Here is an 18,377-nt window from a genome sequence, read left to right on the forward strand (position 1 = left end):
ATTTATTTAAAACTTATAACGTAATCCCACATTCATCTTCCTGCCCCATTCAGAGTAGGAGCCGGGGATGTCTTTGCGCCCTTGGTATGCATGCCAGTTGTCGTTCATCAGGTTGCTGACTTCGGCGTAAATGACGGCATCCTCCAACAGGTTGTAGCTGATCGATGCCGATACCCAGGTCATGGAGTCCGCTGTGGATTTATAGGTTGTCTCGCCGGTAGCGTTCAGCGGACTCCAATGGCTGGTAATGTAACTCTCGGTATGGTCAGCTGAAATCTGCGCGCTCCAGTTATCTGCACCATAAAGTAAGGTTGCAGAATAAGTCGTATCCGGCACGCCAGCCAAAACACCTTCCTTGACGCCGCTGATATAAGACTCGGTATCAATGTAAGTGTAGTTCGCCGTAATACCGAAACCGCTATCGAAAAAATGTTGGAAAGCAAATTCATAACCCAGGACTTTTGCTTTATCCAGGTTCTGCGGCTCAAAAACATTAAAAGGTTGTTGAATGTATTCATCCGTCCCAAAAACCTGGCGCGGGTAAACCGGCAATGAATCAGGGTCGCCGGGATATTTTTCTCGCCAGTCCTGAATAAAACCGTTGATGTTTTTCTTGAATATCGCCCCGGTAATCGCTGAACCCTCGGTAAAATACCACTCCAAAGAAATATCAGCTTGCTCGGCTTCCACTGGTGATAATTGTGGATTTCCTACGCGATTGATCGTCCATTCTCCCCAGCTGGCGGACGCGTCATCCACTTGTGTCGATAACTGATTCAACGAAGCCCTTGCCATCACCTGCGCATAAGCCAGGCGCAATTGCAGTGTATCGCTGAGGTCGTAAGCAATATTTACCGAAGGCAATAGTTTGGAATAACTGTTAGTTTCTGCAATCGGTTCCGGATCACGATGGATAACCACATAATCCCATTCCGACAGTGCATCAATACGTTCAATCTCCCACAGCCAGCCGTTCGATGTGGTATCCGTGGTGACATGACGCAAGCCCAGGTTGGCCCGCCAGCGATCACTTTGAAGATTCGCCTGAACATAAGCCGCCAGGGTTTCCTCGGTCACGCTGAAAGATTCATTGGCATTAAACAGCGGTACGTCATTATCCGAATAATTTTCCGGATAAGGTTCACCGGTATCCGGGTTGATGATGGCGGGATTGCCGTCAGCCGCTTCAAGCGCCTGTTGATACGCATCAATGTCGAAGCCGACAAACTGGCGGGGGAAATCACCCGAGATATCCGATAAAAAATCTTTTACCGGAAAGGGGCGCACAACATTGACGCCAGTCTGATCAAAGGTAAAGGGTGCCGAATCAAACAATCCGCGCGCGTGCTGGTTGTCATACTTCATGCGATCCTTGGTGCGCTCGTTGAACGTCACACCAAAATCAATAGACGCCAGCTCCACGTCAATAAAAGAAAAAGAGCCGCCGATAGATTCCGGTGCCCAGTTGCCGATAATTGATGCGCCTTGCACTTCATCTTCAATATCGACGCCGTTGGTTTGCGAGTAGTGGGGCCCGAACTGACTGTCATCAACCAGATCAGCGATGGATTGCACTTCACTGTTTTCATCGAAATCAAAAACAATATTCGGCAAGCCGTTAGGAGTCAGGCTAAAGGTTGCGGTATTGGGCAAACCGCCGACGCCGTGTGCGACCACAAATTTATCTTTACCGCCCGCCTTGCGACTGGCGTTGGATACATAAATATCGCCGATAAATTTCAATGTATCCGTTGCCTGGAATGATCCGTTCAAGCCCACCTGATACGTATCAACCACGCGGTGATCGGTAATGGAAACCAATTCAGGAATCAGGTTCTCCATGGTCATGCCGGTGAGGATGGTGCCCTCGGGATTCATCTCCGTCGGCGCGCCTTCAAATATGGGATTCGACCAGGTCGATGAGCGGCCGATCATGTAATAGGATTGCGTATAACCGTAAGCGGGCGAGTCGAGGCGGGTGTACAGACCATCCAGCACGATGTCGACTTTGTCATTGGGGCGAAATTGCAATGCACTGGAAAAAGCAATGCGTTCGCGGTCTTCAATATGCGCCGTGGTCGCATAGGTGCTGGGAATCTTCAGCATATAAGACGAATCCTGCCAGTCGACATAACCCTTGTCGCCGTCGTGATCCCAATCCCAGTTCTCACCATAATGAAGATCGCTGAGTTCATCGGTGCGCATGGACAAGTCGCTGTATAACGCCGAAAACAAAACACCGATAGTGTCATCAGCGTAGGTATTACTGGCAACCGCCGTTAATTTATAACCCGTGTCCCGCGCCTTGTCGTTGTAACTTCCTTCTATAGAAAATGATCCCTGCTTGCCGTCGTAATCGAAGGGGCGAGCGGTGACCAGATTGATCGCGCCGCCGATGCTTCCTTCCAGGGTGGCGGCCGTTACAGACTTATACACCCAGGCTTCCGAGATCACTTCTGACGGCAACACATCGAACGCAAATTCGCGCCCTTCGGAGTCTGTCGCCATCAAACGATTGTTCATGGTAACGATACTGAATTCAGCACCCAGCCCGCGAATGTTAACGCCCTGGCCTTCACCACCCCGGCTGCGCTCCACCGACACGCCGGTAATATGAGCCAGTGAATCGGCGACATTGGCGTCGGGAAACAACCCCAACTCTTCAGACGAAATACCATCGCGCACCGAATCTGCATTGCGTTTGGCGGCGAGCGAGTCCACCAGACTTTGCTGCTTTCCTGTCACGATGAGAACTTCAATGTCGTCGTCCTGCTCCGGGTTTTCCTGGGCCAGAAGCGGGCTGCTAACCAAGGCAATGGCCAGGGATAAGGCGGAACGCCTCAGGTATTGTAGATCTATGTTCATGCAAACCTCCAATGATTACCACGTAATGACTTATTGATATTTTTGCGCGGGCAATATCGAAACGAAACAAAAAGAAACATGATGTTTCAGACGGCAATTTGTTTCGATTGATGGATAAATTGTTATTTTTTGTTGTTTGTAGAGCCAGGGTGTGTGACTTTTGACGAATAATAATGAGGTTTTTGAACAGAAGTAAAGCAATTTAACGCAATTGTTTCGATTTAATGATGATTTTTTGTTTCATTATATTTTTTGTACGGCTATTATTGGGTCTGATGAGCCACCAAAGGTATATAAAATGAAACTTAAGAAAATTGTCTGGACGATGGCGAGCCTCTTGTGCGGTGTCTTGCTGATTGCCTGTAAAAGCCAGGCGCCAACGGACTTTTACACGCTCGAAGACTTCTCTCGGGTGGAGAAAATTGATGCGCATGTTCACATCAACCGCGCTAACGATGCGTTTGTCCGTGGCGCCCGGGCGCTTGGCTTCCGCCTGATCAGCATTAATGTCGATTACCCTGACTTTCCGCCCATTGCGACTCAGCAGGCGATTACCGAGGATTTATATCAGCGCTATCCCCGCGAATTTGCTTTCGCGAGCACCTTTTCGATGGATGGCTGGGGTGAACCCGATTGGTTAGGTAACACCCTGGAGCAAATTCGCGTTACCCGGGAGCGGGGCGCTATCGCCGTCAAGGTCTGGAAAAACGTCGGCATGGATGTTCGCGGAGCCGATGGGCGCCTGGTGATGATCGACAATAAAAACCTGATGCCGGTGTTCGATTTCCTTGAGCAGGAGCAATTTCCACTGATCGGGCACCAGGCCGAACCGAAAAATTGCTGGCTGCCTATTGAAGAGATGACGGTGAATAATGATCGGCAATATTTCGCCGAGCATCCGCAGTACCACATGCATAACCACCCGGAATTTCCCGGTTATGAAGAACATATGGAGCGACGGGATCAGATGCTGGAGCAGCATTCATCACTCCGCTTTATGGGAGCGCACATGGCGAGCCTGGAGTGGAGTGTGGACGAGCTGGCAAAATTTCTGGATCGCTATCCTCATGCCGTTGTCGACATGGCCGCACGCATCGGCCAGCTGCAATATCAATCCATGCACGACTATGAAAAGGTGCGGAATTTTTTCATCCGCTATCGTGATCGCATTCTTTATGCCACCGATCTGACCCAGCCCCCCACCGGTAGCGATGAAGAGTTTCTGGCCGAAGCGCGCAATGTCTGGCTGGCCGATTGGCAATATTTTACGTCCGATGACGAGATGCGCTCGTCAAATCTCAATGGTCCTTTCAAGGGATTAAAATTACCCGCCGCGGTAATCGATGATCTGTACCACAACAATGCCCGGCGCTTTTTTAATAAAGCGTTCAGCAATAATAAAACCGCACAGCATAATTGAGGTAGATCCATGCGTTATTTAATAAACATCATCGTCATTCTTATTACGGCTACCGCATTGCATGCCTGCAACCTCGTGCAGCGCGATGGAGCAAACAGCTCGGCAGTTGTGGCAAAAATCGACAATCAATTGTTAACTCTTGAACTGGATAATAAACTGCACAGCCGATTGACTTCCCATCTTGCCCAACCCTTTGCGCTGCAACGGCATTTCCAGGCAAGCGAATATGTGGAGGTAGACGGGCAGGTGATCGCTGACTTCACATTTCTAAGCCACAGCCACGAACCCGTGAAGGATGCCTTGGGTCGTGGCGAACGTCACACGATTATCGGCGTTGCACCAAACGGTTTACAGAAAAAATTAATCTATTCGGTATATGACAATTACCCGGCCAGTATTTTTCTGTCGGTGACCTATACCAATGACAGCCAAACGCCGTTGCGTATTGCTCGCTGGGTTAATCATCGCTATGAGCTGGCGCAACAACAATCGGGCGAAACCTATTGGTCTTATCAAGGCGCATCCTATTCGGATCGTCGCGATTGGATAGCGCCGGTAACGCCGGGATTTGAACAGCAAAATTACATGGGAATGAATGCATCTGATTATGGCGGCGGCACGCCCGTGGCTGATGTCTGGGGCTCAGAAGTCGGCCTCGCCGTAGGGCATATCGAAACAACCCCCAAGCTGGTGTCCCTGCCAGTGAGCTATACACCGGCACAACAAGGCGCGAACCTGCATATTGAATATGATCGCCCCACGACACTCGCCAGCGGTGAATCCGTCACCACCTTCCGCACATTTCTCCACGCCCACACAGGTGATTACTACAACACCTTAAAAACCTATCGCCAGCTGATGGCAGCCCAAGGATTGAAAAGCCCGCACTACCCGGAAGCCAGTTATGAACCCATCTGGTGTGCCTGGGGCTATGAGCGTAACTTTACCCTTGAGCAAGTGTTAGCCACGCTGCCTAAAGTAAAAGACATGGGATTTACATGGGCCGTGTTGGATGATGGCTGGCAAACATCCGAAGGTGACTGGCACCTGGACCACGCCAAATTTCCCGGCGGTGATAAGGACATGCGCGAATTGGTAAAAAAAATTCACGCGGCGGGCATGAAGGCTAAAGTCTGGTGGGCACCTTTGGCCGTCGATCCCGGTACCGACTTGATTGAGGAGCACGAAGATATGCTTATTCTCGATAAAGAGGGCAAGCCGGTTGATATCACCTGGTGGGACAGCTACTACCTCTGCCCCGCTTACGAAAAAACCCGCGAATACAGCAAGCAACTGGTCAAGACAATGATGGACACCTGGGGCTATGAAGGGCTCAAGCTCGACGGCCATCACCTGAACGGCGTGCCGCCCTGTTACAACCCCGCGCACAATCACAGCCACCCGGAAGAATCCGTAGAAGCTTTGCAATCTTTCTGGAAGCTCGTGTTCGACACCGCCCAGGACATTAATCGCGATTCGGTTGTTGAGTTCTGCCCCTGCGGTACGGCATACGCTTTCCACAATATTCCCTACACCAATCAAACGGTTAGCTCAGACCCTTTGAGTTCCTGGCAAATTCGCACCAAAGGAAAAACATTAAAAGCGCTGATGGGTGAATCCGCGCCTTACTTTGGTGACCATGTAGAGTTGAGTGATGGCGGCAGTGACTTTGCATCGTCTGTCGGTATTGGTGCGATTGTCGGTACCAAATTCACCTGGCCCAGCGATCATCACGCGCACACAGACTACTTACTCACCCCGGAAAAAGAAGCAGCATTTCGTAAATGGGTTGAAATCTATAAAGCAAAAATGTTGTCGCAAGGCGTCTATCGCGGCGAGCTTTATGACATTGGTTTTGATCGACCGGAAGCACACGCCATCCAAAAAGGTGAGGTGATGAACTTTGCCTTCTACGCGGACGACTGGTCCGGCAAAGTCGAACTGCGTGGTTTGGAGAAGCGCCAATACCGCATTCACGATTATGAAAACAACCAGCCAATTGCCACCGTCACAGGCCCGACTGCCCAACTGAACGTTGCGTTCAAAAAGCACTTATTAATAGAGGCAATTCCGCTTGAATAAAATGCATGCGTTGGTCTTGTGGTTGTTGATGGTGCCGCCTGTTTATGCGGCACCGATTGAAGAACATGACATCAGCTTTACATTGCCGATGCTAACCACATCGGCAGGCTCACCAGCGAAAAAAGTATCTCTTGCCGACTATCAGGATAAAGTCGTTTACCTGGACTTCTGGGCATCCTGGTGTACGCCTTGTTTACAGTCCATGCCGTTTCTAAATGAGCTGCGCAACCGCGAACAACATCGCGGCTTTGAAGTCATTGCGATCAATATGGACAAAGAACCTGCGGACGCGAAAAAATTTTTGCAGCAACACCCGGTCGACTATCCGGTCGTTTATGACCTAAACGGAAATTATGCAAGACAACTGCATATCGCCGTACTCCCAACCGCCTTGCTCGTCGCGCCCGGCGGTCGGGTGGTTCTTATGCATCGGGGATTTAAGCCAGCGGATCAGGCATTTTTAGAGGCGGTTATTGATAAGGCGTTGGCGGTATTGGATTAGAGGGACTAAGCTAGCATAGCTCAAGCGCTTGATGAATCACTCTACAGTGCGAAATGATGTGACAGTCGAATATATTATTTTGACTGTAGAAACTCTAAAGGCATATGCTGAAAAATTCAAAATTGCCTTTTACAAAGCATGATCAGCTCTAATGTTGTACATATTACCAGTGTCACCAGAGGGGTCATGTATATGCCTCGTTTTTGGATAACACAGGAAGTCTATAATGCTGCCTCTCCGAGTGAAAGGGGGAAATACAATTATGTGGTTAATGGAAAGCGCTTTCCCTTCCAAAGAACTTGAGTCTTCCTAATCAAGAAGAGCTGGTTGTACTGCGCTTCGCTGATGGAGTTTTTATCATGACTAGGTTATATGATTAAGGCGCCGTGGCGCCTTGTCAAAGTAAATTTAAACATTAATCTCGATATCAGTTGTTATCCTTGGCTCAATTTCAGATAGGATTTCAGAATACGCTTCGAGGATGTCTGAAAAAATTTCTTTATGTTTTGGTGCTTCCAGCGTGATTACAAACGCATATTTGATTATTTCAGCACTAGTTGCACTGATGTCGGCTCCAGAGTTTCTCGCCATATAATGTATTTCGAAAGCTGGCTCATTTAATAAATTTCCATTTTTTCGCTTTTCTGCATGCAAAACCGGTTCCCATTTTGCTGCGTCTCGTCTGAGTTCAGCCTCAGTGGCTTTTTTTACCTGTTGGAAGAACCCATCTGGTTTCTCGCCCTTTTTGGGCTTCCAAGAGATTTCAACTCCAGCTTTTGTATACATTGAGGTATCTTGTGGGTCAACATGCGTCGAAAAACAGCAGGTGGCTTTAATTTTGACCATCCCGTTTATGCCGGTCTTGGGAAGAGGTAGTGGTACTCTCAAGTATTTACCCGGTAATAGTTCACCTTGATAAAGAATTTTTGCCACTCCTTCTGGAGATCGAACCAGAGTATCTACTTCGTCGATTACTTTTCCCCAGCCTACGTGGCATTGCTCTTGATCGTTGCGCTGAGCTGAATTAATTAGAAGTGCTTTTATCGCTAGTGGTGTAATGCTGTGGCCCAATAGGGCGCGAATACCTACTGCTTTACGAAGAAGATACGGAGCAGAAAAACTGGTGCCTTGCTGAGGGACAAGTTCAGGATAGGGGGCGGCATTCAGGACGTGAAAATACTGATGATGTGAACCACCAAATGCCAGCAAATCTGGTTTGACTCGGCCAGGGGCTCTTCCTGGTCCGCTTGCGCTATAAGTAGCTTTTTGCCAATTTCTGTCATTTCTATCCGAGGCGCCAACAGCTACAGCGTTTACGCTATCTGATGGGACTTGAATTCTGTGGAGTCGTAACGATTCGTCACCTTCTCCATTATTTCCAGCGGCAATTGTTAAAAATGTTTCCCCGTCCGCAAGATAAGAATCCAAAAGTGAGGTCCATGGGTGAATCTCATCGTCATCTATAGGTAAGTCTGGACCAAGACTTATATTGATAAATTCATATTGTCGAGATATTAAAATATCTTCAATATGTGTCAGTGTTCTGTATAGCTCAAGTGGATCTTCCCCATTAATATCACTATCTAGTATTCTGTGATGATCAACGAACGAATATGGACGGGGCGCTTCACTATTGTGAGGTAACGGCCCGAATAAGAAAGCTGATGTTACACCTAGTCCATGGTCGGGGCCTCCGAGATAATCATGCGAAGATGAATCCGACAAACGATATTCATTTAACCAAGGCCCTATCGCATGATTGGTAGGAAGGCCACCATCCAAAATTGCGACTCTAACATCTGAAGCCAGTGGGGGAGCTGATGGCAGTTTTGCTTTGGTCGAACCGGGCAATGATCTAACGAGTGGCCTAAATGATCGAAGAGGAGCCATGGGTCTTATGACTCTAACAAAACTATGTCGAGCAAGTTCAATGGCTTTGTCTGGGGGTCCGATGACTGGAATAAACCACAAGTTTGAGACCTCTAAGGAGAGTTCATCTTTTATATCGAAATCAAGACTCTGTGCATACGAAATAAAGGATTGCTTGATAAATTCGGATGTGCCTCCGGGAATAAACTGAATTCCAACTTCGAAATATCCTGGCTTCGATGATTGATTTTCTTTTAATTTTGAAGAAGGCGTTACGTTTTCAAAACTCCAAATCTTCATTAAATCTTGTGCGGCATAAGAGTCTCTCTTAAAACTCAGCAATTTTTTTTCGAAGTCCGCAAAATTCTCAATTTTTCCAGTAATAAAAAGGCTTGTTGATGGTGATTTTTCCGGTTTTCCCTTTCTCATCCATTTGTCTGGTTTGACTTCAGTTGCTTTACTTCCAATTGATCTTACGCCCATGTCTCGAAGAAGTTGTTTTGGGAAATGTCCTTTTGCAATAAAAGACGGATGCAGAGTCATTTTGGCAACGGCATATCCTCTAGGGCATAAGCTTTCGTCAAGGTGTAAAAACTCCTCAGTTATTTTCTTGAGCTGTGGTCTCAGCCTTCCTACAACCTCTTCGATTGTGTACAAATCCCTGCTTTTAGGATCCATTTTAGGTGGCGGAGTAAGTTTCGTTAGCTCCTCAGCCTTTCCAATCAGATAGTTTGTTTTTCTGGCCATAATAAGTCCTTATGATTGTATTTCGCCTATTTTTTTTCGAATAGTGTCTCTACTGACCCCTAATAGCTTTGCTGCTTTTTGCTTGGGAACTGAAAATTCGGACACCAATTTAACTGCGAAAGATATTCTTTCTTGTCGAGACAAGTCTTCTGCGTTGGGAATTAAGTGCTTAAAACAAGAGTTCTCAAATTCTTCAGGGTTAATCAGTCTTAGTTTCCTAAGTCTGTTTATGGTTCTCTTAATATTGCTGTAGGACTCCCCTTTTTGGCTGTCGACTAGAAGCTCCATCAAATGGGAGAACTCGTTAAGATCGGGACCCAAAAACTCAGCAATTGCCGCTCTTACATTTTCTTCATTGGGCAAACAAAAAGTGACATCAAGATCAAATCTTCGCCATAGTGCTGGATCAACAAGCTCTGGATGATTTGTTGCTGCTATTAGTAGTCCTTGGTTTGGCCAGTTTTCTATTTCCTGAAGTAAAATATTTACCAAGCGCTTGAGTTCACCAACATCCGACTCATCACTTCTTTTTTTTGCAATTGCATCAATCTCGTCAAGGAATAGGACGCAAGTATGGCTTTTAGCAAAATCAAGTACAGCCCTGAGATTGCTGCCAGTTTTTCCTAGTAGGCTACTCATAACGGCGGTAAGGTCTAAGACGTAAAAGGGGAGGCCCAATTGGCGAGCTAGCCAGCTTGCAGTCATGGATTTTCCCACCCCAGGTGGCCCTTGAAAAATCATAGAACTCGCTGGCTTCAGTCCTTTGCTTTCTAGTTCTTCCGTATGTTGTCGTTCCTCCAAAATTTGATTTAGTTGTACCTTCAAACTGTTATCAAGTAGCGGATCCGATTCTGCCGTGTTTTGAGTTGTCCTGAGTAGGGATAATTCTTCCCTTTGCAGGCTATCCTCTTCAGTCGGTAAGGTTTTGCGCAAAACACCATTTGACCTGGCAGGGTCAGTCTTTAGTAGTTCTTCTAGTTTCAATGCGTACTCAGGATTCTCTTTGCGCGCTTTCCTTACCAATTTTGCGATATAGAGCCTCACATCAGAAGGTTTGCCTTCTAGTGCGAGTCTTGCGACTTCTAGCATCTCATCTGACTGCATTTATGTTTTCGCCTCATAAGGTGACTAATTTAGTTATATTTTTTTATTTTAGTCACTTTGAATGTTTAAGTCTACATAAGTATTGGTTAATAAGGGTGAAGTTAAGTGACTAATTTTCCATGTTTCGTGAAAAATAAGCAGTATCTTTGTTGGTGGTTGGTGTAACCTTGAATAGGCGGGTGCTGGAGTTGACAACTGCCGAAAACCGCACTCAATCTAAGTTGGCTTCCGGCTGAATCCATAATGGAGACGGGAAATTAAAAATGTAAGCCCAGCGTTACCGGGCAGAAAAATATTTTTGATATTGATTGGGGTTACGTTTTTTTATAACCATGAAACGATATTAGAAATCGAGAATACACTTTTAACTATCTGATTTCTGAGCTTTGAGATGGTGGGCCCAGCTGGACTTGAACCAGCGACCTGCCGATTATGAGTCGGATGCTCTAACCAACTGAGCTATAGGCCCTTGAGGACGAGGGAGTGCCTCGGAAAGGCGCGCATTATAAAGGGATGAGGCGATGCTGGCTAGACTTGTTTCGGCTTTGCGGTGACGCACTCCCTTGCGTCGGTCGTATCCACTGCCTAACGGCTGATCCGCCACCAGTTGATATTCCAGCCGCTGCTTGCCGCCTGGATACCGAAATCATGGGTGCCGGCGACCAGATCTACCGAATGGCTGAGGGTAGTCCAATTTTGCCAGCCGCCAGTGTTGGTAATGTCGACCGTGCCCAGGACCGTTGTGCCGCCATTCAGATCCAGGCGGAGGCGGCCGCCGTTGTTGGGGCTGGCGACGCGATATTCCACGGTATAGGTACCGGTTGCTGGAATATGGATGCCGCTGTAGGCCATCCAATCGCCAGCATCTATCCAGCCCACATTCTGCCCGCCATTGGTGTCGGCGGTGTTTTCCAGCTGAATGCCAAACTGGGATGAGTAATGCTCGGCCTGGGTGGTTTTACTGAAGCTGGTGATGCCGGTGCTACAGCCGCTGTTTTGCTGGTATTCGAGCACCAATACCGGTCCGGCGCCTTGCTCCTTCGAGTAAATGTCGATGCCGTCAGTGCCGCCGCCGGAGGCGATGACGATGCCGTTGTTGGTGCCTTGGAGCCAGCCTTGTACCGCCGTGATGCCGGAGCTTGTCAGTGGAACCGTTTTGATCCCGGTGCTGGAGGCGGTAAACGAGGCGAACTGGGTGCCCTGGTGGGCGGTGCCGCCGACGCTGTTCCAGGTAGCGGTTTGTTCGCTCCAGGTGTTCACGCCGCTGCGCACCAGATAGCTGCCGGGTGAGGGGTTGGTGATGTTGAGCTTCACGCTCGCGCTGGTGATGATCGCGCAGGCGGGAATGCTGCTCAGGTTCCATTTAACTAACGTGTTCATGACACCGTAGGTGGAGTCGCTGCCGTCCGCGAGTAATCCGTCACTGCTGTTGTTGAGGTTCTGATTGTTCTGAGTGCTGGAAACGAATGTGTCGTGAGCGGCGGTGAGTTCGGTGGTCGTCGTGGTTCCGCAGCTTCCGGTGTCTGAATAGGTCAGGATAAGTTTTGGCGTAAAACCGGTTTCCTTTGAGCGGAAGTCGATGCCGTCGGTGCTGCCATTGGCGGCGATGACGATGCCGTTGTTGCCGCCTTGCAGCCAGCCTTTGATTGCCGTGATCCCGGCGCTGGATAAGGTAATGGTTTTTACGCCGGTGGAGGAGGGGTTAAACGATCCCATCAAAACGCCGCGATGAGCGCTGCCGCCGATGGCGTTCCAGGTGGCCGATGATTCGCTCCAGCTGTTGGTGCCGGCAAAAATTTGATAACTGCCGGACGACGGATTAAATACATCGATTTGCACACTCGCGGCGCTGATGTCGGCGCATTCGGGTAGGCTGCTCACGTCCCATTTGATTAACGCTTCCATCGCGCCGTAGGTGGTGTCGAGCCCGTCTGCGAGCAAGCCTTCGCTACTGCCGTTAAAGTTCTGTGTGGCTTGTGAGGTGGAAACGAAGGTGTCGTCAGTGGCTGACAATTCGATGGTGTCTCCGCTGGCAACGCCGTTGTCAATGATCGATTGACCGGCGGCGTTTTGCACCAGTGTCAGCGTTTCACCAATGCTATTGGCTGACCACCAATTGACGTTCGCAGGTAACACGGTTGGATCATTCTCTCGTTGCGTTCGCGTCAGTGTGCTTGCGGTGTCATCGAATTGCGCTGTGCGAACTTCAATATTGTCTTCCGTTACCGTAATCACTTTGAATTGCTGGATACTCGCCAGATCAATCGTCCAGGGGCGCGGATTATTAGCCGAGCGTGCGGGCGCGCCCCAACTACCTTCACCGACATACACCGTACCGCCGGTTGTGATTTCCACAAATGTACTGCCGCTGGGGCGAATCGCTTTGGTGAGTTTGTTGATGTGCGTATCGGATTCCACCACGAGGTTCATCCCGTAGTTATAAAAATGATTTGCCCACCAGGAAAATAAATGTGGGTTGTCTGGCTTGCCGGTGTAATGCGGAAACATTGGCTTGTGGTATTGCGCAAAGCGCCAGGTCGTATCGGTGCCGTTCGCGTAGAGGTCATCCGCCAGCCAGGTATTCATCGCGTTTGCATAGGAACTCCAGCCGCTGTTGGCGTATTGCGTATTCAGTGTATAAACGCGCAGCAGCGGGGAAATATTGAACGCGCCGTAGGTGTCGGCGGTGGTGCATTGGCCATCGCCGTTGTAGTCGACACCAAACACCTGACACAAGGTACGGAAATTATTGTCTTCATGGTTGCCGTGGGTGGGGATCAGCGGATAAATACGTTTGTAAGCGATGTTATTGATAGTGTCGCTTGAAAATGTCAGCGTCCAGTCGCTCAGAAATTCGGTTATTTCCGCAATATTGTTTGCGTTGGTAAAGTCGCCGCCATGCATGATGAACAGCGGTCTGATTTTGGCGATCAGGCTGTTGCCGGCGCGGCGAGTTGTCCAGCCTGTGCGTGAATCACCTCCGGCGACCGCCACAAAAGGTTGGGTGTCGGTCGGGGCCGTTTTAAACCAGAAGCGTTCGCCACAGCCGCTGTTATCACACACGCGGTAATAGATGGCGGAATCTTCAGGAAGGTTGGTCAGGCGAACAAAATAACTGAGCAACCCGCTGTTGAACTGTTGCGATGACGTCGGTTGCTGGCTGACCCACTGTGCTTCATCGGTAGAGAAGCCGTATTTAACGTAAGGTGCAGTGCTCGTCCCGTTGGGGGAAAATCCGACCACAGCGTTATGGGCGGGGTCGCTATCCCAGATCAGGCGGTGATGTGTGGTGGCTGCGTGGGTTGTTGTTGAAAGAAATGCTGAAAAAATAATGGCAGAAAACAGCGCTGCACAAATCCCTGCTCTGGTCATGGAGCCTCCGGTCGTTATAGGTCGTTTTACGGTTGCAGTAAGGCGCCTGAGAGGCTAACGAGCAGATGTGAATATCTATTGACAGTTTTGTTGCAGAAATGCTGAAAGCAGATTAATGCGCAAGCTTTCGAAAATTTAGTGATTCGTCGCGCTATTTTTTTGCAGCAAAGTGGCTGAGTCATTTACCAGCATGACAAACGCTGCATTGCGATAGGGTAGTGCGGTGATTGTGCCATCAACAAAACTGACGGCAAGCGCGCCATTGCCGAGGTGCTCATAAACGGATGCAAGGTCTTTGTCGCGATCTTTTGTCCAGTAATCACCGCGTTGCGTATAAGGAAAGAAATCGGAATCAATAAGGGCATCGCCTGGCGGAGCGGTAACACTGACCAATGAGACTAATTCATCGGCGGTGGGTAAACGCCAGCCGTCAACACCGCATAATTTTTTCTGGTTGACACGGCGTAGCAGATCCTCCGCGTCGCAACGCGCTGCTTCAAAATAACAGTCACCGCTATTATCCACACCGATGCCTTCGTTAAACCAGGAAAAGGTCCAGGAGGTATGATGAATATCTTCGGCGTCTGTTTTAATCTCCCACAATAAACCGCTATTTTTATCGTAAACGCAACTCCAAGGCCCAGACCAGATGTCCATAGGTTCACCTTGCGCACTCACCTTGATAAACGATGACTCGTGCTGCGCTGGAAGCTGAGGCTGATTAAACCTGGCGTAGAAGAGCGCGCCCACGATTAACAACGTAAAGACAAACAGGCGCTTCCACATTGCTATTGTTCCAGCACTAATTTAACCGGGCGCACGTGGCGGGTGTGTTCGATCTGCGCGTGGTCAAAGGCGGCAATCCACAGGCAAACACCATCGTGTAAGGAAATATCCTTGGGCGACTGCGTGTTGATTTTGCGTACCAGCTCCAGTGACCAAACGTTATCAGACCATTGTGCTCTTGCTCTTACATCCGCACGATCACCTTCAAAGCGATTGGAGGTGTACATAACAGAAGGCATGATGGTTCCCACCGGAAAGCGATCATTTTCAGCGGCGTAAGGTTCATAGCTGAACCAGGGGATAACCCAACTTAACGACGCATGCTTCGTGCTGTCTTGATAATCATTTAACGCATTCGGATATTTCGGCAGGCGTTTGGGAATAACAATGTCCTGCTTGTACCATTTCCAATTCATCACGTAGGAACCGCTGTCTTTTCCATCTGGCATATAGCCGCCGGTGTAACGTCGGGATGCTGGCCTCTCGATTTCCGGTGGACCAATAAAATTATCGTCCGCCAAAAACATATCGTTGGTACGTACGGCTTTCCAATGCCACAAATCCACCAGCTTGCCCGGCTGTGTGTAGTGGTAGCCTTTTCCCGCCCAGTGGGCCGGTTTGTCTTTCAGTGGCTTGTGGCCGAGATGCGCAGTGCCTGCCGCGCCGAATGCACACGTGTTGGAAAGAATGACGGCGAGTTTGTCTTCGTAATGAGTTCGCTCATTAAAATGATGAAAGCCATCCTGGGTAACTTTCCAGCCTTGCTCGGTTTTAACGAGAGGCAGATGCTGCAAGCTTTGGCTGGGGTCGTACCAGCTGATGTGAAAAAACATCTCCTCACCGTTCTCAACAGCTTTAACCTTGATCGGTGTAGCGCCGTTAATAAAATTGGCTCCACCGAAGGTGGGAATCAGGATGGTTTCGGCTTTTTCCCAGGCGACTTCGTTTGCTGTTCCGTTAATCTCAATGAATTCATCAATCGCTATATGCGCGACCTCTAACGGGTGAAAGTTTCGAGCGGTAAAAAAATAATACGAGCTGCCAATGACACAAAACATGGCTAAACAAAATGCGAGATGCTTCGGCAGGTTTTCGCGTGAGAAACTAAAAATTGTTACGAAAATTCTTATTCCATATTGAATAATGTACACCGCCGCGTGAAGAAACAGATAAATTACCAGCAGCAACGCCGCATAAAAATGTAAGGTCTTGGCTATTGATGGATCGATAAGGTGAAAATAGAGACCCAACCCTGTGATCAATAACAAAGAGAGAGCGGTATAGCCAATCCAGGTAATCAGGCGGTGATAATGTCGGTTAAAAGAAGCAGAAGTCGGTTTGATGCGGCGAGGATTTAATAGGATGAGATAAAGAAGATAGAAGAACGCAATACTGGTAGACACCGCAGCGCTGACCAAATGCCATGAATGCATTAATCCTTGCGGCAATAGCGCAGAGAACCACAGCAGCTCGGGGTGGGAAAGCGTTGCTATGCGAAGCCCTGATAAAAGGCTGACGACAGTGGTGACGATCAGAATAGAGTGGAGCAGTACCCAGCTAAGATTTTTATTCACAGCGCATCTTTTCAAAATTTTAATGACAGAATTATGACTGCGGATAAGTGACAGTTTGATGAATGGCAATTTTCTGCAGACATCTTGTCGCTGAAGTGCAAAAAAAGAAGAGCGGAAAAATAAAAACCCGCACGGGGCGGGTTTTTATTCGAATCATGACGCTAGCTGAACCTTACTCATCCAGGAAGCTACGCAAGTGATCTGAGCGTGAAGGATGACGCAATTTGCGCAACGCCTTGGCTTCGATCTGGCGGATACGTTCGCGGGTTACGTCGAACTGTTTGCCCACTTCTTCCAGGGTGTGGTCGGTGTTCATATCGATACCGAAACGCATACGCAGTACCTTGGCTTCGCGCGCGGTCAGGCCAGCGAGGACTTCGCGGGTAGCTTCGGTCAAACCTTCGATGGTCGCAGACTCCACCGGTGAAATAATGGTGGTGTCTTCGATAAAATCGCCCAGATGTGAATCTTCATCGTCACCGATCGGGGTTTCCATGGAGATTGGCTCTTTGGCGATCTTGAGCACCTTACGCACTTTATCTTCCGGCATATCCATACGGATACCCAGTTCTTCCGGCGTCGGCTCACGACCCATTTCCTGCAGCATCTGACGCGATACACGATTGAGTTTGTTGATGGTCTCTATCATGTGTACCGGAATGCGGATGGTGCGCGCCTGGTCGGCGATGGAGCGGGTAATGGCCTGACGAATCCACCAGGTCGCGTAAGTAGAAAATTTGTAACCGCGACGGTATTCAAATTTATCTACCGCTTTCATCAAGCCGATATTGCCTTCCTGAATCAGGTCGAGGAATTGCAAACCACGGTTGGTGTATTTTTTCGCGATGGAAATAACCAGACGGAGGTTGGCTTCCACCATTTCTTTCTTGGCGCGACGCGCACGCGCTTCACCAATCGACATGCGACGGTTGATGTCTTTGATGTTGGCCAGTGACAGATTATTTTCCTGCTCAATCTGAATCAGGCGGCGTTGTGCGCGCAGGATATCTTCTTCAACCAATTTCAAGGCATCGGAGTAATCGCGCTTTTTCTTGATGATGTCCGGAATCCACGACTCATTGACTTCGTTGCCGGGGAATTCTTTGATGAATGTCTTGCGCGGCATGTGCGCTTTACGCACACACAATTCCATGATGGTGCGCTCTTCGCGACGCACGGTGTCCAGCACGCCACGGATTTGAACATAAATGGGGTCGAATTGGCGCGGCGGAAGCTTAAAGAATTTGAACAGGTCGCCCTGGGCGGTCAGTTCTTTTTCAGCTTGCTTGCTGTTGCGCCCGTGTTTGGCGACGGCTTTATCGGCTTTTTCGTTTTGCTTTTTCAGGTCGTCGAAACGAATGCGCGCTTCTTCCGGATCAACACCGGACACGCCTTCTTCATCATCATCGCTGGACGAATCGTCTTCTTCGTCATCGTCATTCGCAGCCGCTTTGGGTGCGGCGGCAGCAATGGGCAAGTCTTCGTCAGTGGTGGCCGCAGGGATATCTTCTGCCGGGTCGAGCCAGCCGATGATAACGTCGCCCAAACGGCGTTCTTCTTTGGCAACCAACGCGTATTCGTCCAGCACATGTTGGACAGCGCCCGGCCAATAAGAAACCGCGTGCATCAGCTCGCGCACACCTTCTTCAATACGTTTGGCGATAACGATTTCGCCTTCGCGAGTCAGCAGCTCGACGGTGCCCATCTCGCGCATGTACATCCGCACGGGATCGGTGGTGCGACCTGCTTCGGTTTCCACGGCAGCCAGTGCGGCAGCAGCTTCAGCGGCGGCGATTTCGTCGGCAGAGGAGTCGCCATCGGTCATCAACAAGGTATCGGCATCCGGCGCGGTTTCGTACACGCGGATACCCATATCGTTGATCATCTGAATGATATCTTCGACCTGATCCGGGTCTGAGATATCTTCCGGCAAGTGGTCGTTTACCTCGGCGTATGTGAGGTAGCCCTGTTCTTTACCTCGGGCGATCAGCTCTTTGATTCGAGACTGTTGCTGTTGAGCGTCGTCAGACATTCGGAACCCTGTCAAAAACGTGAG

Annotated in this window: 10 protein-coding genes and 1 tRNA gene; 3 read left to right on the plus strand and 8 right to left on the minus strand. The window is 49.1% G+C overall.

Features of this window, described 5'->3' with window-relative positions; genetic code table 11:
• Positions 1 to 6: 6 nt before the first annotated feature.
• A complete protein-coding gene (locus tag CBR65_RS18870; RefSeq protein ID WP_087468287.1) occupies positions 7 to 2,865 on the minus strand; it encodes a TonB-dependent receptor in 2,859 nt (952 codons plus the stop codon).
• A 298-nt stretch (positions 2,866 to 3,163) separates the two neighbouring features.
• Between CBR65_RS18870 and CBR65_RS18875 the strand changes: the two genes are divergently transcribed.
• Genes CBR65_RS18875 through CBR65_RS18885 form a run of 3 tightly spaced genes read left to right on the plus strand, consistent with a single transcriptional unit; the run spans position 3,164 to position 6,869 of the window.
• Positions 3,164 to 4,285, plus strand: a complete 1,122-nt coding sequence (locus tag CBR65_RS18875) for an amidohydrolase family protein (protein WP_087468288.1) — start codon at positions 3,164 to 3,166, stop codon at positions 4,283 to 4,285.
• Positions 4,286 to 4,294: 9 nt separating this feature from the next.
• Positions 4,295 to 6,367, plus strand: coding sequence for a glycoside hydrolase family 36 protein (locus tag CBR65_RS18880; protein WP_087468289.1), 2,073 nt, complete (start codon positions 4,295 to 4,297; stop codon positions 6,365 to 6,367).
• Position 6,368: 1 nt separating this feature from the next.
• A complete protein-coding gene (locus CBR65_RS18885) occupies positions 6,369 to 6,869 on the plus strand; it encodes a TlpA disulfide reductase family protein (protein WP_087468290.1) in 501 nt (166 codons plus the stop codon).
• Between the two features lie 408 nt (positions 6,870 to 7,277).
• On the opposite strand, the gene CBR65_RS18890 is transcribed toward CBR65_RS18885, so the two are convergent.
• From CBR65_RS18890 to rpoD, 7 genes are all read right to left on the minus strand, one after another.
• Positions 7,278 to 9,485, minus strand: a complete 2,208-nt coding sequence (locus tag CBR65_RS18890) for a S8 family peptidase (protein ID WP_087468291.1) — start codon at positions 9,483 to 9,485, stop codon at positions 7,278 to 7,280.
• 9 nt (positions 9,486 to 9,494) lie between these two features.
• Entirely contained in the window at positions 9,495 to 10,589 is a 1,095-nt protein-coding gene (locus CBR65_RS18895) for an ATP-binding protein (RefSeq protein WP_087468292.1), read from the minus strand.
• A gap of 392 nt (positions 10,590 to 10,981) precedes the next feature.
• Positions 10,982 to 11,058, minus strand: a tRNA-Ile gene (locus CBR65_RS18900).
• Positions 11,059 to 11,174: 116 nt separating this feature from the next.
• Positions 11,175 to 13,961, minus strand: coding sequence for a DNRLRE domain-containing protein (locus tag CBR65_RS22185; protein WP_157672155.1), 2,787 nt, complete (start codon positions 13,959 to 13,961; stop codon positions 11,175 to 11,177).
• A gap of 135 nt (positions 13,962 to 14,096) precedes the next feature.
• On the minus strand, positions 14,097 to 14,747 hold the full coding sequence (locus tag CBR65_RS18910) for a DUF1566 domain-containing protein (protein WP_087468293.1): 651 nt from the start codon (positions 14,745 to 14,747) through the stop codon (positions 14,097 to 14,099).
• Between the two features lie 2 nt (positions 14,748 to 14,749).
• The gene (locus tag CBR65_RS18915) at positions 14,750 to 16,321 is read right to left on the minus strand and encodes an ethylbenzene dehydrogenase-related protein (RefSeq protein ID WP_198300810.1); all 1,572 of its coding nucleotides are present in this window, start codon (positions 16,319 to 16,321) and stop codon (positions 14,750 to 14,752) included.
• Positions 16,322 to 16,493: 172 nt separating this feature from the next.
• A complete protein-coding gene (gene rpoD, locus CBR65_RS18920; protein ID WP_087468294.1) occupies positions 16,494 to 18,353 on the minus strand; it encodes an RNA polymerase sigma factor RpoD in 1,860 nt (619 codons plus the stop codon).
• Between the last annotated feature and the right edge of the window lie 24 nt (positions 18,354 to 18,377).

The organism is Cellvibrio sp. PSBB006, assembly GCF_002162135.1.
Lineage (GTDB): Bacteria > Pseudomonadota > Gammaproteobacteria > Pseudomonadales > Cellvibrionaceae > Cellvibrio.

Excerpts from the sequence above, each read along its gene's own strand:
- CBR65_RS18870 (WP_087468287.1), bottom strand. The coding sequence starts at position 2,865 with ATGAACATAGATCTACAATACCTGAGGCGTTCCGCCTTATCCCTGGCC.
- CBR65_RS18875 (WP_087468288.1), top strand. The coding sequence starts at position 3,164 with ATGAAACTTAAGAAAATTGTCTGGACGATGGCGAGCCTCTTGTGCGGT.
- CBR65_RS18880 (WP_087468289.1), top strand. The coding sequence starts at position 4,295 with ATGCGTTATTTAATAAACATCATCGTCATTCTTATTACGGCTACCGCA.
- CBR65_RS18885 (WP_087468290.1), top strand. The coding sequence starts at position 6,369 with ATGCATGCGTTGGTCTTGTGGTTGTTGATGGTGCCGCCTGTTTATGCG.
- CBR65_RS18890 (WP_087468291.1), bottom strand. The coding sequence starts at position 9,485 with ATGGCCAGAAAAACAAACTATCTGATTGGAAAGGCTGAGGAGCTAACG.
- CBR65_RS18895 (WP_087468292.1), bottom strand. The coding sequence starts at position 10,589 with ATGCAGTCAGATGAGATGCTAGAAGTCGCAAGACTCGCACTAGAAGGC.
- CBR65_RS22185 (WP_157672155.1), bottom strand. The coding sequence starts at position 13,961 with ATGACCAGAGCAGGGATTTGTGCAGCGCTGTTTTCTGCCATTATTTTT.
- CBR65_RS18910 (WP_087468293.1), bottom strand. The coding sequence starts at position 14,747 with ATGTGGAAGCGCCTGTTTGTCTTTACGTTGTTAATCGTGGGCGCGCTC.
- rpoD (WP_087468294.1), bottom strand. The coding sequence starts at position 18,353 with ATGTCTGACGACGCTCAACAGCAACAGTCTCGAATCAAAGAGCTGATC.